Origin of the sequence: Mesorhizobium sp. SP-1A (assembly GCF_032460275.1) — a bacterium.
Classification (GTDB): domain Bacteria; phylum Pseudomonadota; class Alphaproteobacteria; order Rhizobiales; family Rhizobiaceae; genus Mesorhizobium.
The window spans coordinates 61842-77208 of record NZ_JAVXZD010000006.1; the positions used below are offsets into that span (position 1 = coordinate 61842).

Below are 15367 nucleotides of genomic sequence, written 5' to 3' on the forward strand. Positions count from 1 at the left end.
GTTCGCAAACTCTCCCGCGCCTTCCCATGTCCGGCCCGACATGCGGAAGGCGCAGCTTCGTTCAAGGACAATGAAATGACGGAACATCCCCTGCTCTACCGTCGCGAGAGCCTTTACATCGGCGGGCGCTGGCTGCGCGCCGACACCGCCCCGCTCGTCGTGGCCAACCCCTCGACCGGCGGCACGCTGGGCGAGATCGCGCCCGGCCGCGCCAGCCATGTCGAGGCCGCCGCGCAGCTGCCGCCAGCGCCTTCCCGGCCTGGTCGCGGCTTTCCTCGCGCAAGCGGGCCGAACATCTGGCGGCCTTCGCCGCCGGGCTCGGCGCACGCCGCGAGACGCTGATCGAATTGCAGATGGCCAACAACGGCAAGCCGCGTTTCGAGGCCGAACTGGACATTTCCGACGCCATCGCCACCTTCGAATATTACGCCGAGCAAGCCACCGGCCTCGACGCGCGCCAGGGCGCGGATGTGCCGGTTCCGGACGACGGCTTCCGCGCCAGACTGCGGCAGGAGCCGATCGGCCCGGTCGGCCTCATCGTGCCGTGGAACTTCCCGCTGGTGACCAGCGCCTGGAAGCTGGCGCCGGCGCTGGCGGCCGGCTGCACGGTGGTATTGAAAACCTCCGAGTTCACGCCTTTTGCCGAACTCGTCTATGCCGACATCGCCGCAGAGAGCGGCCTGCCGGCCGGCGTGCTCAACATCGTCACCGGCGCGGCCGAGGCGGGCGAGGCGCTGGTCGCCAACCGTCTCTTGCGCAAGGTCTCGTTCACCGGCTCCAACCGGGTCGGCGCGCTGGTCATGCGTTCGCTGTCGGAGCGCACCGCACCCGTGTCGCTGGAACTCGGCGGCAAGTCGCCGATCCTGGTGTTCGCCGACGCCGATCTCGATGCCGCCGTGGACTTCATAGTCGGCGGCATGTTCACCAACGCCGGCCAGATGTGCTCGGCCACCTCGCGCCTGCTGGCCGACAAGGCGATCCTGCCGGCGCTGGTCGAAAAGCTCACCGCGCGCGTTTCCGCGCTGAAGGTCGGCTCGCCCTTCGAGGACGGCACCGAGATGGGGCCGCTGACCACCCGCCCGCAGTTCGAGCGCGTGCAACAGGTGCTGAACGATGCCGGGAAGGACGGGCTGATGCCGTTGACGGGCGGCAGGACGCGCGACGGCGGCGGCTTCTTCATCGAGCCGACCGTCTATCTCGACGTGCCGGACGACCACGCCATCTGGCGGCGCGAGATTTTCGGCCCGGTGCTGGCGGTGCGCGGCTTCAGCGACGAGGACGACGCGGTTCGGTTGGCCAACGACACCGACTACGGACTGGTGGCGACGCTGGTCTCGCCGGACAAAGAGCGCACAGATCGGGTCGCGGCGGCGCTGGAAGCCGGCATGGTGTGGGTGAATTCGCAGCAGGTCATCTTCCCGCAGACGAGTTGGGGCGGCTTCAAGGCCAGCGGCATCGGCCGCGAACTCGGCCCCTGGGGACTGTCTGCCTTCACCGGCGTCAAGCACATCGTCGAGGCGGTCTGACCGGCCGCCTGTCAACATGGGCGCGGGCCGCAGCCTGTGCCCATGCCTTCTCTATTCTTCGTCGTCGTCCGGACTGCCCGCCATGGCGACGGGCACGTCGCCGGCCAGCAGCTTGTCCTTGGAAAGCAGGCCGGCGTCTTCCAGCGCCTCGAAATCGGGCAGGTCGCGCAGCGTGTCGAGCCCGAAATGGGCGAGGAACGCGCGGGTCGTGACATAGGTATAGGGCGCGCCGGGTGTGGGGCTGCGCGGACCCGAGGCGATGAAATCGTTCGAGCGCAGTGCCGCGATCAGGTCGCGGCTGATCTCCCTGCCGAAGAACGTCGACAGCTCGCCACGCGTGATCGGCTGGAAATAGGCGATCGTCATCAGCACCAGCGCCTCCGACTTGGTCAGCGGCCGCCCCCCTTCCGGGACAGCGGAGCCCAGGGCGGTGCGGATGGCATCGGAGAAGTTTCCGAGCGTGCGGTGCTGGAAGCCACCCGCCACCGCGACCAGTTCATAGGGCCGCCCGACAAGCTCGGCGCGGATGTCTTCGATGATCAGGTCGAGATCGCAGTTCCTTCCGACGACCTTGGCAAGCACCTTGCGCGACACAGGCTCGGCCGAGGCGAAGATCACCGCCTCGACGCGTCCCATCCATTCGCGCCAGCGCAGTTCCGGCGGCAGGTGCTCCAGTTCGGTGTCGAGCAGAGGCGGCCGCGTCGTTTCGCGCGCGCGTCCCCGCCGTTCATGCCTTTCGATCGTTTCCGCCGTCCGGTCGTTCATCGGCTACAGCCCGTACAGCCGGAAAGCCGTGCGCCCGGAAAGCTCGCGCACTGCGCCCAACCCTTCCAGCCGCTGGAACAGCCGCCGAGAAGCGAAGCGCGACAGTTTCTTCGTCGCGAAGGTGCCCGGGACCGTGTCGTCTTCCAGCAGCAGGCGAATGGCATCGGGCGCGCCCTTGGCGCGAAGCCTGGGCTCGACCTCCGCAAGCCGGGCGGCGCGTCGCGACATCTCCCCGGCGAGCCGCAGGGCGTCGGCGGCGCCTTGCGCCAGCGCGACGTAGAAAGCAGCACGAAAACCGTCCGCGCCGGGCCGCAGTCTCGTCCTCTTCCGGCGCATTCCGTCGCTTTGAGCAGCTTCCTCGACCCGGAAGGCGGGCGCGAAGGCCTGCGCCATGAACAGCGGCACGGCGCGTGGCCAGCGCATGGCCTTCGCCAGCGCCAAATCGGCCAGCCACCAGGCCAGCAGCTCCGCATCGGGGCGTAGTTCCATGGCCTCCCCGGCAAGGGTCGCGGCGACAAAGGGCGCCGGCTGCCGCTCCTCCGAATCCCGTCGCCTCGAGACAAGGCCGGCTATCGCCTCCAGCCCGCTGTCGTGGGCGAGCCCCAGCAGTTCGGCCACCTGGGCAAGCGCCGATGTGTCCGCATCCGGCGCGCGGGACGCCAGCAGACGCCAGGCCGAAAGCAGCGAACCGCCGGGCCCAAGCGCCTCGATTGCCTCGCCTTCGGAAACGCCGGCCGGCCGCAGCACCCAGGCATCGCGCAGGGCCGCCTCGTTCTCGGTGCGGCCGGCAAGCCGGCAGGCAGCGACCGCGCAGCCGAGCGCAAGCCGCTGGCGCCAGGCTCCTGTCCAAACAGGCTGCGAGCGCACCAGCCTGTCGAGCGAATTCAGCGCGGCACCTGCCAGGAACGCGGCTTCGGGCTCCTGCGGCACCTGCTCCTGCGGAAGCGCCCACCAAGGCACGATCAGCGGTTCCGGCTCGACAGGAATGGCCACGATGCGCGCCGCCCTGCCCCGCTTGGCGCCGGCGGCAGGAAGATCAGAACGGGCGACGGCGGATGGAATCATGCGCCGTCACCATAGCGCATCCAGTGCACTTATGCGGAAGCGATGATCGCAAAAGCGCACAGCATTTGTGACGGGTGGCAGAACTGCCGCCACGCCATGCGTTCCGGTGCATGCCGCCGGTCGGCGGTCACGGCTCCTTGATGGCCGTGTCGAGGCCGCGCAGCAGCGGGTAGAGGAAGTAGGAGATGACCTTGCGGTGGCCGACCTTGATCTCGACCGAGACGGTCATGCCCGGCAGGAACCGCACGGGCTCGGCGAGGCCGCGCAGATTGGTGTCCGCCAGCGTCACGCGCGCCCGGAACACGGGCGGGGCGGAACTCTCCTTCCCGTCCTTCTCCCCGGCCGGATAGGCGTCCCGGCTGATGGTACGGATCGAGCCCGAACCTGTGCCGTATTTCTGGAACGGGAAGGCATCGAACTTGATGCGTACCGGCTCGTCGGCGGAAACGCGGCCGATGTCACGAGCGTCGACGGACACCTCCGCTTCCAGCGGCACGTTGAGCGGCACCAGCGTGACGATCGGCTCGGCCTCGCGCACCACGGAACCGATGGATCGCTGGGCAAGGTCCAGCACCACCGCGTCGGCCGGCGCGGTCAGCGTCACCATGTTGCGGCGCAGCTCCATCTTCTTCAGCTCTTCCGAAGCCGTGTCGCGCTGGCCGCGCAGTTCCACGAGCTGCTCCATCGTGGCGCGGCGGAAGTCCTCGATAAAGGCCTGCCGGTCCGCCTTCAGCTTGTCCAGCGTATGCTGCGAGGTGCTCGTATTGCCGCGCAACTGTGCGATGCCGGAATCGACGGTCAAGCGATCGTTGCGCGAGGACAAAAGGTTGAGCAGCGAGCCGGTCTGCCGGTCATAGAGCGTCTGCCGGGCGTTCTCGATCTCGGCCAGCGTGTCGCGGCGGGCGGCGAGGATTGCCTCCTGGTCGCGGTTGGAACTGATGGCGGCGGCCTGCGCGGCGATCTGCTGGTCGAAGTTCTGCAATTGCGCCATCTGGAAGGCGCGGCGCTGGCCGAACAGGTTTATCTGAAGCACCTCGTCGGGCGAGGTCCCGGCGGTCAGCGTATAATCCGTGCCGTCGATCTCGGCCTCGAGGCGCTTCACCTGGGCGTCGAGCGCGGCGAATTTCAGCCGCTGCTGGTCCACGTCGGCCTGCGTGAAGGTGGCGTCCAGCGTCGCCAGCTTCTGGCCGGCATGCACGACATCGCCGGTGCTCACGTCCAGCGAGCGGATGATGGAAGTCTCCAGCGGCTGCACGACGATGGTCGGCGCCGTGGTGATGAGCTTGCCCGGCGCCACCACGATCTCGTCTATGGAGGAGACCGAAGCCCAGGTGACGGCAGACAGGATGAGCGCCGTCACGCCATAGAGGGTGAGCCGCGCCACCTTCGACGGCGCGCGCTCCTCAAGTTCCACCGCATCGGGCTGGAATTCGGAAATAACCAGGCTGGACCTCGGCGCGATCTCGTGGGCCGGCCGGGCGGCGGGAACGGGGAGTTGGGCATCGCCGCCTTCTTCTTCGTCGCTCATGCTGCCTGCCTCGTCTGCTGGTTCCACAGATGGCGGTAAGCCATGCAGCGCGACATGAGCTGGTCGTGGCGGCCCAGATCGCTGATCTTGCCGCGTTCGATCACCAGAATCGCATCGGCGTCGGCCAGCGTCGAAAGCCGGTGCGACACGATGATGACCGTGCGGCCCTCGGCGATGCGCCTGAGATTGTCGCGGATGATGGCCTCGCTGTCGGGGTCCAGCGCGCTGGTCGCCTCGTCGAAGATCAAGAGGTGCGGATCGGTGACGAGCGCGCGCGCGATGGCGAGCCTCTGCTTCTGGCCGCCGGAAAGGTTCTCCGCATTCTCCTCCAGCATGGTCTCGAAGCCGCGCGGCAGCCGCTCGATGAATTCGTCAGCGCCGGCCAGCCGCGCCGCCTGCGCGATCTCCTCCAGCGTCGCATCCGGCTTGGCGGCGGCAATGTTCTCGCGCACCGTCCCGCGGAACAGGAAATTGTCCTGGAGCACCACGCCGATGGAGCGGCGCAGATGCACGAGGTCGATCTCGCGGCTGTCATAGCCGTCGATGCGCACCAGCCCCTGCTGGACCGGATAGAGGCCCTGGATGAGGCGGGTGATCGTGGTCTTGCCCGAACCGCTCTTGCCGACGATGCCGAAGACGGAGCCGGCCGGAACGGAGAAGGTGACGTCGTCCAGCGCGGGCGCGGCGTCCGGCGCGTAGTGGAAGGAGACGTTCTCGAACTCGATGCTGCCTTCCAGCGGCGGGCGCAGGCCGTGGCCGCGTCCGAACTGCTCGGGCTTGCGGTTCATGACCTCACCCAGCATGCGCACCGAAAGAGCGATGTCCTGATATTCGTGCACCATGGTGACGATCTGGACCAGCGGTCCGGAAACGCGGCCGGCGAGCATGTTGAAGGCCACCAGCGCGCCGATGGTCATGGCGCCGTTGAACACGTCGAGTGCGCCCAGCCCGATGATGGCGACGCTGAGCAATTTCTCCACCAGCCCGGTGACGGCCTGGGCCGCGGTCGAGATCTTCTCGACGCGGAAGCGCAGGGAAACGGCGGCGGCGGCGGAATCATCCCACACACGGCGCTGGCGCGGCTCCAGCGCCAGCGACTTCACCGTGCGCATGCCGTGAACGGTTTCGACCAGCAGCGCCTGGCGCTCGCCCTCGGCCTTGTAGAGCGCATGGAGACGGCGGCGGAACGGGCCGACCAGCAGCATGACGATCACGCCGACCAGAAGGGCAAAACTCAGCACCACCAGCGTCAGCTTCACGCTGTAAAGCAGCAGCACCGGTATGAAGACGAACAAGGAGATGCCGTCCAGGAGCGTGAGGAACAGCCGGCCGGTCAGGAATTCGCGGATGCGGCTCGCCTGCTGCATGTGCTTGACCAGCACGCCGGCCGACATCTGCTCGAACAGCGAGATCGGCAGGTTGAGCAGATGCGCGAAGGTGCGCGTGGCCACCCTTATGTCGATGCGGTTGGTGGCGTAGAGCAGCAGGTAGCGCCTGAGATAGGTGAAGGCGGCATCGAACAGCAGGGCGACACCGATGCCGATGGTCAGCACCGTGAGCGTCGAATAGCTTTCGTGCACCAGCACCTTGTCGATGACGAGCTGGAAGAAGATGGGCGTGGCCAGTCCCAGCGCGTAGAGCACGAAGGCGGCCACCGCGACGTCGCGGAAGAAAGCGCGCTGGCGCACCAGTTCGGGGATGAACCAGCGGAAGCCGAAAGGCTGGTCGGCGTCCGAAAGCGCATAGCCGCGCTTCAGGAACATCACCCCGCCGCTCCATTGGCGGTTGAACTGCTCGCGCGAAAGCAGCAGCGGCTCGGGCCGCGCGGCCAGCGGGTCGAACACCCTGACGAGCGGTTCGCCCTCCGCGCCTGCCCCGTCGCCGCCGGCCCCATCCCCACGGGCCATGCCGCCGACGATGACCCAGTTGCCGTTCTCGAGTTCGGCGATCAGCGGATAGGCGTCGCGCAGTTTGATGAGGTCATGCCAGCCGAGACGCGTGCGTTTGGCCCTGAGACCGGCATCCTTGGCAATGCGCAGCATCAGGCGTGACGATGGCGCTTCCGACCCGACCGCATAGTCGTGCTGCAATCGTTCGGGCGACAGGTCGATGCCGTGATGCCGCGCGATCGCCGCCAGGCATTGCAGGCTCGTGTGCGGCTGCGTGACCATGTCTGCCCCCTGCCCCGATGGACGCCGTCAGTTGAAATTCGGCGATGCGTTCGGTCCCGACGCCGAGGCCTGGGTCGAAGCCTGCACCGGGGGCGCCTTTCCATCCGAGCTTCTGGAAATATCGCCGATGCGGCGCACGGCACCCGCCTCGACCAGCCCGGCAAGCGCCTTCTGCATCAGGTCGACCGCGTTGGCGAAGCCGTCCAGCGGCATGATGATGCGCTGGCGCAGCTCAGTCTTCGGCGTGTTCTTCTCGTCGCGCTCCGTGGCCGAAAGGCTGACCATGTCGATGCGCACGATCGATCCGGTCACCGTGATCTCGCCGATGCCGTCGGCATAGAGTTCGTCTCTCATCGTCTTCTCCTTGGTGAAACGGGAAAGCTCAGGCCGCATGCGGGTAGACCCACGGCGGGAACGGATCGTTCAGCGCCAGCTTCTGGTGCGGCCCTGCCTGTTCGCAAACCTCGGCCACGCATTCGTCGAGCGCCGCCTTCAGCGCCTGACGGTCCAGCCCGGTGCCAATGAAGACCAGTTCCTGGCGACGATCGCCCCAGACCGGGCTCCAATGCCTGGCGAGATGGCTGCGGAACTGCGGATGCGCAGGCCATTTGTCCTTGGACACGGAAGCCCACCAGAAGCCGCGCGGTCCCGCGTGAATCTGGGCGCCGGCGATAGACAGATGCCCGACCCATTGCGGCCGCGTCGCCAGCCAGAAATGGCCCTTGGCGCGGATCAGGCCCGGCCATCTGCGGTCGAGGAATTTGTGGAAGCGCTCGGGGTCGAAGGGACGCCGCTCGCGATAGACGAAGCTCGATATGCCGTACTCCTCGGTCTCCGGCACATGCGCGGCGGGATTGTAGAGTTCCTTGAACCAGAGCGGATGGGTGGCCGCCTTCGCTTCGTCGAACAGGCCGGTGTCGAGGATGGCGGAAAGCGGCAGCCTGCCGAAATCCGTCTCCACCACGCGCGCGTCGGGATTGAGCGAGCCGACGATGGCGCGCAGTTCGGCGCGAGCCGCTTCGTCCACCTCCGAGATCTTGTTGAGCACCACCACGTCGCAGAACTCGATCTGCTCGACCAGAAGATCGATGACGCTGCGTTGGTCCTCGCCGTCGCGCACCTCGCCGCGGTCGCTGAGCAGGTCCCGGCTGGAATAGTCGGCCAAAAGGTTCAAGGCGTCGACCACGGTGACCATGGTGTCGAGCCGGGAAAGGTCGCTCAGCGCCAACCCGGACTCGTCGCGGAAGGAGAAGGTGGCGGCGATCGGCAGCGGCTCGGCTATGCCGGTGCCCTCGATCAACAGGTAGTCGAAGCGCCGCTCGGCCGCGAGGCGCCGCACCTCGGCCAGCAGATCCTCCCGCAGCGTGCAGCAGATGCAGCCGTTGCTGAGTTCGACCAGCGCCTCTTGCGTGCGCGAGAGATCCCCTCCGCCCTCTCGCACCAGGTCGGCGTCGATATTGACCTCGCTCATATCGTTGACGATCACCGCCACGCGCAGGCCTTCGCGGTTGGCGAGCACATGGTTGAGCAGCGTGGTCTTGCCTGCGCCGAGAAAGCCGGTCAGCACCGTTACCGGGAGAAGGTCCGAGTTGCCCCGAGTCCCCGCCGTCGCCGCCCCGACCTTTTGCTTGAGCATAACCTTCTCCGAAAACCGGTTTCCACTTTTCGGGGTCATGCTCTAGGCCGCCAGTTGCGGCTTGAAGAGCACGTCAACGTAGTAGTTGGTCTTGTTGTAGCTGTTGGTCGGGAATAGGCCGCTGTCGCCATAGGCATAGACGCCGTTGCCGCCGGCCAGGGCGTCGGAAAGTCCCGTCAGGTGACCGTTCGTAACGGAAGAGCCGAAGAAATTGCTCGTCGCCGAATAGTTGCCATTGGAGCTGTAGGACACGACATAGGTCGTTCCCGCCTGGATCTGGACCGGCTGGGCGAGCGTCACCGTCTGCCAGCCGCTCGCGGTCTCGTTGGCAAAGGTGGCGCTGGCCAGCAGCGAGCCGGTAGCCGTCCACAGATGCGCATTGTGCGTGCCGGTGTTCTGGGCGCCCTTGTAGAAGCGGACGCCGGTGACGGTGCCAGCGACGTCGGCCTGGAATTTCATGCCGAGCTCGACCTTGTTGGGATCTGCCACATAGGTGCGGGCCGGCGTGTCGCTGGCCGAGAACAGGCTGACTGCCGGATTCGGATCGTTGACGGTGAGCGAGGCCTGGGCGCTGGCCGTGCCGCCGCGCCCGTCCGATATTGTGTAGGAAAAGGACGCAGCGCCGGAATAGCCGGTGGTCGGCGTGAAGGTGACGGTGTTGTTCTGGCTGTCGAACGAAACCGTGCCGTTGACCGGGCTGCCGACGCCGGTGATGGTCAGCGGGTCGCCGTCAGGGTCGCTGTCGTTGGCCAGCAGCGCGGAAGCCTGGAGCACGAGCGGCGAGCCGGAATTGGTCTGGAACCCGGAATCGTTGGCCGCCACGGGTGCGTTGTTGGCGCTGGAGCGTTCGTAGAGCACATCCACCCAGTAGTTGGCCGCGTTGTAGCTCTGGTTCGGGAACAGCGAGGACGAGCCATAGGCGTAGACGCCGTTGCCGCCGCTCGAACCGCTGGCCGGCGCGGTCAGCGAGCCGCTGGTATGCGCGGTGGTGAAATAGTTCGCATCGGCGGCGTAGTGGCCGTTCGAATGGTAGGAGGCGACATAGGTTGTGCTGGCGCTGATGCTGATCGGGTTGGCGAAACTCACCGTCTGCCAGCCGCTGGCGGTCTCGTTGGTGAAGGTGGCGCTGGCCAGCAGCGTGCCCGTCGAGGTCCACAGCGAACCGACATGGGTGCCGGTGTCCTGCGCGCTCTTGTAGTAGCGCAGGCCGGTGATGGTGCCATTCGCCGAAGCGACGAACTTGACGCCGAGTTCGACGGAGCCGGGGTCGCCATCGGCCGCGACCGCCGGAGTGTCTCTGGGCGAGAACAGGCTCTCTGCGGTCGCAGAGCCGCCGACGGAAAGGCTGACCGTAGCGCTCGACACGCCGCCGCGTCCGTCGGAGATGGTGTAGGAAAAGCTGGCGCCGCCGGTGTAGCCCGCTGTCGGCGTGAAGGTGACGGCGTTGTTCTGGGCATCGAAGGCGACCGTGCCGTTGACGGCGCTGCCGACGCCCGTGATGGCCAGCGGGTCGCCGTCAGGATCGCTGTCGTTGGCCAGCAGCGCCGAGGCGGAAATCGTGAGCGGCGTACCGTAGAGCGTGGAGAAGCCGTTGTCGTTCGCCGCCACCGGCACATGGTTCACGCCGCCCGTGCCCTGGTTGTAAACCACATCCACCCAGTAATTGGTGGCCTGGTAGCTGCCCGTCGGGAAGCCGTTGCCGTAGACGAACACGCCGTTGCCGTTGCCCTGGGCGCTGGAAAGCGCGCTCAGCGGCCCGTTCACATAGGCGGACCCGAAATAGTTCGAATTGGCCACATAGGCGCCGCCGCTGTGATAGGACGCGACATAGGTAGTGCCGGCGGTGATGCTGACCGGACTGGAGAAGGTCACCGTCTGCCAGCCACTGGCGGTCTCGCCGGTGAAGGTGGCCGTCGCCAGCAAGGTGCCGGTCGAGGTCCACAACGAGCCCGTGTGCACGCCCGTCATGCCGTCCGCCTTGTAGAAGCGGATGCCGGTGATGGTGCCGTTGGTCGAGGCCACGAACTTCACGCCCAGTTCGAGCGCGGCGTTGTCGTTCTGCACCGAGCCGGTCGGCATGTCGGTGTCCTTGAACAGCGTAAGGCCGATGCCGGGCTGGTTGACCGTCAGGCTGACAGTGGCCGACGACGTTCCGCCGCGCCCGTCCGAGACGGTGTAGGTGAAGCTGGCGTCGCCGCTGTAGCCGGTGCTCGGCGTGAAACGCACGGTTTTGGTCTGGCTGTCGATGGTCGCCAGCCCGTGGACGGCGTTCGACACCGAAATGATGGTGAGGGCATCGCCGTTCGGGTCCGTGTCGTTCGCCGTCAGTGTGGCGAAGGTCAGCGCGAGAGTGGCATCCCGGGCGGTCGTGAAGCCCGAATCGTCGGCCGCGACCGGCGGCTTGTTGGGATCGGGCGTGAAGACCACGTCGACCCAGTAGTTGCCATTGTAGTGCAGGTTGGGGAAGACGTTGGTGTCGCCATAGGCAAACACGGCTCCGTTCGTCGACACCGACAGCAGATTGTTCGTATAGGCCTGATCGAAATAATTGTCCGTGACGGAATAGTAGCCGTTGGTGTGATAGGAGGCGATGTAGGCCGTGCCGCCGGTGATGCGCACCGGGCTCGCGAAATCCACGGTCTGCCAGCCGGACAATGTCTCGCCGACCGAGACGCCGCTTGCCAGCAGCGTTCCGTTCGACGTCCACAGATCGACCGAGTGGTCGCCGGCGTTGTAGAAGCCCTTGTAGAAGCGGATGCCGCTCACATAGCCGGAAGTCGTCGCCTGGAACTGCATGCCGAGCGCCACCGGCTGGCGTTCCACCACCGTTTCCTGGGCGGGCTTGCTGGCGAAGGTCCAAAGGCTCGATGTCGAAGGCAGGCTCACTGTCACCTGCTTGCCGGCGGAAGGGGTTTCGAGGTTCAGGCTGTCGTCCACCGCGCGCGACTTGATGACATAGGTGGCGCTGGCCTGCGCGATCCAGTTGTAGCTCCAGTTCTCGCGGCCGGTGGCCTTGTGCCAGGTCTGGCCGCCGTCGGTGGAAACCTCGATGCCGGCGATCAGGCCGCCGCCGAGATCCTGCGCCGTGCCGGTGATGGTGACGCGCTGGCCCTCCACGAAGCTGGCGCCCATCACGGGCGAGGTGATGGTGGAAACCGGCGCCATATGGTCGGTGGACTGGGTGGCGAGCACCAGGCTCGCCTGCAGCGTGGTCGGCTGAATGCCCATGTCGGCGAACATGTTGACCATCGCCTGCTGGACGTTCGGATCGACCGGCGTGGCTTCCGCCTTGTGATTGTCGTCGAGACCCCATGACCAGTAGACGGTGCCGGCGCCGAAGACGAGCGCGCCGCTTGCGGCGCGGTACATGGTCAGGCTGTGGGTTGCCGTGCCCGGACCGACGGTGGAGCCGTAGTCATAGAGATAGGTATCGACTGAAACCGTGGAGAGCGAAAGGTTGACCAGCCCGGCCGGCCGGAAGCCGTTGTCGACGTCGGAATCCCATTCGTAGCCGAGCAGGTTCGGAACCAGCGTCGCCGTTTGCCCCTGTTGCAGGTTGGCGACGTCCGTGTTGCGCCAGAAGCGGAGCTTCGACATGTCGTAGGGAATGCTGATCGTGTCCTGCCGGTAGCTGTCCACCTGGAACATGGTTCCGGTCAGCGCATTCTCCGGCTTCTGGCCCGGATCGGCGAAGCGCGGGTCGCGCCAGGTGCCGGTGCCCGTGCTGCTCGGATCGATGTCGGCATTGGCCCAAGTCTCCTTGTAGCAGACCATGGTGCGATAGGGTGTGCCGCTGCCGTCGATGCTGGTTTCCCAGCGCACCTTCCAATAGACCTCGTTACCGCTCCAGAAGGCGAGGTTGACGCCGGCGTCGCGCGCGGCCTCGACATTGGTGCGCTGCTCGCCCGACCAGTATTCGTCATGGCCGACCGACAGGAAGGCGTCGTGGTTGAGCAGCAGGTTGCCTGAGCGGGCGGTATCCACGCCGGAAATGTAGGAGATGTCGTAGCCGTTCTGCTCCAGCCAGCGGATGGCGGAATATTCGGCGCCGAACACGAAATCCCACGGACCTCCGACCGGGCTGGTCGAGGTGATGTAGGGGCGGTTGTAGCTCACCGCATAGGCACGTCCGATGGCCTTCAGTCCGCAATGACAGTTCGGCGGCATATAGGCCATCATGTCGTCCGGATTGAGCGGGACCTCGCCATAGTAGAGGCTGGCGCCGCCCCAGGCGTTGTAGGCCTGCCAGGTCGTGTCCGAGGTCTGGAAGACGATGTTGCTTTTCGAGGAATCGTCGCGCACGACGAATGGAATGAGATTTTCGCCGGCGGTTCCGTCCTCGCGCACCAGCTTGGCGATATAGACGCCCGAGACCGCGTCCGTGGGCACCTGCCAGCTTGCCGACACGCCCCAGTTGCCGCAATCGATGAGGCCCAGCGAATAGTCCACGATCGGGTGAGGCTGCACCTGCGCGCTGGCGAGGTTCTGCTCGATCGAGCCCACCTTGCGCGCGCCGGCGCCTCCATAATAGCCGAGCCGGTAGATATCGATGCGGTAGTGGGTGGAATCGGTGGCGATCTTGAAGTTCACCGCCTGGCCGAGATTGACGCTCATCTCGGCCGCGAAGCCCTGGATGTTGGTGTCGCCGTCGCCGGAAAGCCCCCATTCGCTTTCGGGATTGCCCTGCTTCATGTTCTCCAGGGCGATCTTGTTGAGCGTGGTTGCCTGCCCGGTGGTCGGCGCAGCGACATTCGCGTTGACGCCGGTGCCCGGATCGACGGCGGATTGACGCGCCGGGGAGACGGTTCCACCCCCGGCTTCGTCCGTCGGTGCGGCGCTGGTGGCAGAGGCCGGCTCACCGCCGCCGACGAGGGCAGGCTGGCCACCGCCCACGAGTGCGGGCTGGCCGCCACCCGCGGTGCTCGATCCCGGGGCGGGCTCGGAAACGGCGTCGAACCCGGTCGAGAACGACTGCACGCGAGACAGGAATGAGGCCGGGTCGGTCTGAACGACGGCACCGGAGGAGCTGTCGGCGGGCACCGAAAGCGAAGTCGCAACGGGAGTAGTGCTGCCGGGAGACGCTTGCGCTTGCGTGCCGTCGCCGGACGGGGACGAGGAAGATGACGAGGACAGGGCAGCCGCTGCGGCGGGCTGCACCAACGGCGAGGACGATCCGGTGCTCGACGCGGACTTCTCCTCATCGACGCCCGCGTCGTCCTGGATGTCTGCCAGCCCGGCGCCCGTCGATCCGAACAGGCCCGAGCCCAGGGCCACCAGCCGCGCGCCGGACGAACCCAACGCCGAAGCGGCGTTGCCTGCCATACCACTCACGAAAGAGGGCGAGGACGGGGCATAGGCGATGCCTGCGGCACCCCCGAAGATGCTCAGGAACGGATTGCTCTTCTTCGTTTGAGAAGCCATCTCGCCTTGCCCCCGCAAAGTTCATCGTACTTCAAACAAGGCCGACAGCTTGCGCCCATTTGCGCGGGCACGGAGTATAGTCATTCGAGTAGCACGCACGCCTTTTCGGTTAGGGGTAGCCCTTTACCCTGCACCTATGGCGTGCATTGACGCGACGGACCAGCCGCGAAGTGCTCCACCAAGCGTAGAAGGCCGCGAAGACGCGTTCCTTCGGGCTGCCCGGGCACCGATGCCGGCAGCCGACATGGCACGGCCGCCGGGCTGGCAAGCACCGGCGGCCGTCGACGAGCGCCCGGGACACTTATCGCGCCGGCGTCACTCCTTGCGATGGGATGTCATCAGCGCTTCCGGCTGATGCGCCTTGCCGAGCAGGCCCGACATGGCGAGCACCGTCAGCAGGTAGGGCAGCGACAGCAGCAATTGCGGCGGCAGGCCGACATGGAACAGCTGCAGCGACAATTGCAGCGCGTCCGCCGCGCCGAACACCAGCGCCGCCAGTGCCGCCTTGTACGGGTCCCAGCGGCCGAAGATGACGATGGCGAGCGCGATGAAGCCCTGCCCCGCCACGATGGTCTCGCGGAACAGGCCGACCTGCGCCAGGATGAGATAGGCTCCCGCGGCACCGGCAGCCGCGCCGGAGACGAGAACGCCGACATAGCGCATGCGCGACACGCTGATGCCCGCCGTGCTGGCCGCACGCGGGTTCTCGCCCACCGCGCGAAGGCGCAGGCCGAGCTTGGTGCGGTAGAGCACGAAGCCGGCGACCGGGACCAGCAGCATCACCGCATAGAGCAGCGCGGTGTGGTTGAACAGGATCGGGCCGAGCAGCGGAATGCCGGACAGGAACGGCAGCGCGACCGGCTCGAACATGGCGATCTTCTGCGGGCCGGTGACCCCGCCCATGGCGAGCCGGTAGAAATAGCTCGCCAATCCCAGCGCCAATATGTTGAAGATGATGCCGACCACGACCTGGTTGGCCTGGACGGTGACATACATCCAGGCAAGGAACAGGCTGACGACCACGCCGGCCAGGATCGCCGCCAGCAGCCCGATTATCGGACTGCCGGTGGCCAGCGCGGCCAGGTAGCTGGCGATGGCGCCGATCAGCATCGTGCCCTCGATGCCGACATTGAGGACGCCGGAGCGCTCGGCGAAGATCTCGCCCAGCGCCGACAGCAGCAAGGGGCCCGCGAGCCGGACGGCCGCGGCGAGCCAGGCGACAAGGAAGGTGGAGGAGACGAGGTCGGTTTCCATC

The 15367-nt window shown here is 66.6% G+C and carries 9 protein-coding genes; 1 reads left to right on the top strand and 8 read right to left on the bottom strand.

Annotated features, from left to right (window positions below; translation table 11 throughout):
• The first annotated feature begins 128 nt into the window (after window positions 1-128).
• Window positions 129-1526 carry an aldehyde dehydrogenase family protein gene (locus QU595_RS23745; RefSeq protein ID WP_315926905.1) on the top strand — a complete coding sequence of 466 codons (1398 nt, stop codon included), beginning with the start codon at window positions 129-131 and terminating at the stop codon, window positions 1524-1526.
• A 51-nt stretch (window positions 1527-1577) separates the two neighbouring features.
• Here QU595_RS23745 and QU595_RS23750 read toward each other — a convergent pair whose 3' ends face one another.
• The 8 genes from QU595_RS23750 to QU595_RS23785 all read right to left on the bottom strand — a co-directional run bounded on the left by QU595_RS23750 (window position 1578) and on the right by QU595_RS23785 (window position 15366).
• Entirely contained in the window at window positions 1578-2291 is a 714-nt protein-coding gene (locus tag QU595_RS23750) for an SMC-Scp complex subunit ScpB (protein ID WP_315926619.1), read from the bottom strand.
• A 3-nt stretch (window positions 2292-2294) separates the two neighbouring features.
• The gene (locus QU595_RS23755) at window positions 2295-3356 is read right to left on the bottom strand and encodes a DUF1403 family protein (RefSeq protein WP_315926621.1); all 1062 of its coding nucleotides are present in this window, start codon (window positions 3354-3356) and stop codon (window positions 2295-2297) included.
• A 127-nt stretch (window positions 3357-3483) separates the two neighbouring features.
• Entirely contained in the window at window positions 3484-4884 is a 1401-nt protein-coding gene (locus QU595_RS23760) for an HlyD family type I secretion periplasmic adaptor subunit (RefSeq protein WP_315926623.1), read from the bottom strand.
• Window positions 4881-7055, bottom strand: coding sequence for a peptidase domain-containing ABC transporter (locus tag QU595_RS23765; RefSeq protein ID WP_315926625.1), 2175 nt, complete (start codon window positions 7053-7055; stop codon window positions 4881-4883). Before QU595_RS23765 ends, QU595_RS23760 begins: the two co-directional genes overlap by 4 nt.
• Before the next feature lie 27 nt (window positions 7056-7082).
• Complete coding sequence (locus QU595_RS23770) at window positions 7083-7409, bottom strand: hypothetical protein (protein WP_315926627.1); 327 nt, start codon at window positions 7407-7409, stop codon at window positions 7083-7085.
• Window positions 7410-7437: 28 nt separating this feature from the next.
• Window positions 7438-8691, bottom strand: a complete 1254-nt coding sequence (locus QU595_RS23775) for a GTP-binding protein (RefSeq protein ID WP_315926629.1) — start codon at window positions 8689-8691, stop codon at window positions 7438-7440.
• 42 nt (window positions 8692-8733) lie between these two features.
• Window positions 8734-14112 carry a DUF4082 domain-containing protein gene (locus QU595_RS23780; RefSeq protein ID WP_315926631.1) on the bottom strand — a complete coding sequence of 1793 codons (5379 nt, stop codon included), beginning with the start codon at window positions 14110-14112 and terminating at the stop codon, window positions 8734-8736.
• Window positions 14113-14427: 315 nt separating this feature from the next.
• Window positions 14428-15366 carry an ABC transporter permease gene (locus QU595_RS23785; protein WP_315926633.1) on the bottom strand — a complete coding sequence of 313 codons (939 nt, stop codon included), beginning with the start codon at window positions 15364-15366 and terminating at the stop codon, window positions 14428-14430.
• Window position 15367: the final 1 nt, after the last annotated feature.

What these genes read in the sequence shown, in the direction of transcription:
- QU595_RS23750 (WP_315926619.1), bottom strand. Translation starts at nt 2,291, where the DNA reads ATGAACGACCGGACGGCGGAAACGATCGAAAGGCATGAACGGCGGGGA.
- QU595_RS23765 (WP_315926625.1), bottom strand. Translation starts at nt 7,055, where the DNA reads ATGGTCACGCAGCCGCACACGAGCCTGCAATGCCTGGCGGCGATCGCG.
- QU595_RS23760 (WP_315926623.1), bottom strand. Translation starts at nt 4,884, where the DNA reads ATGAGCGACGAAGAAGAAGGCGGCGATGCCCAACTCCCCGTTCCCGCC.
- QU595_RS23780 (WP_315926631.1), bottom strand. Translation starts at nt 14,112, where the DNA reads ATGGCTTCTCAAACGAAGAAGAGCAATCCGTTCCTGAGCATCTTCGGG.
- QU595_RS23770 (WP_315926627.1), bottom strand. Translation starts at nt 7,409, where the DNA reads ATGAGAGACGAACTCTATGCCGACGGCATCGGCGAGATCACGGTGACC.
- QU595_RS23785 (WP_315926633.1), bottom strand. Translation starts at nt 15,366, where the DNA reads ATGGAAACCGACCTCGTCTCCTCCACCTTCCTTGTCGCCTGGCTCGCC.
- QU595_RS23775 (WP_315926629.1), bottom strand. Translation starts at nt 8,691, where the DNA reads ATGCTCAAGCAAAAGGTCGGGGCGGCGACGGCGGGGACTCGGGGCAAC.
- QU595_RS23755 (WP_315926621.1), bottom strand. Translation starts at nt 3,356, where the DNA reads ATGATTCCATCCGCCGTCGCCCGTTCTGATCTTCCTGCCGCCGGCGCC.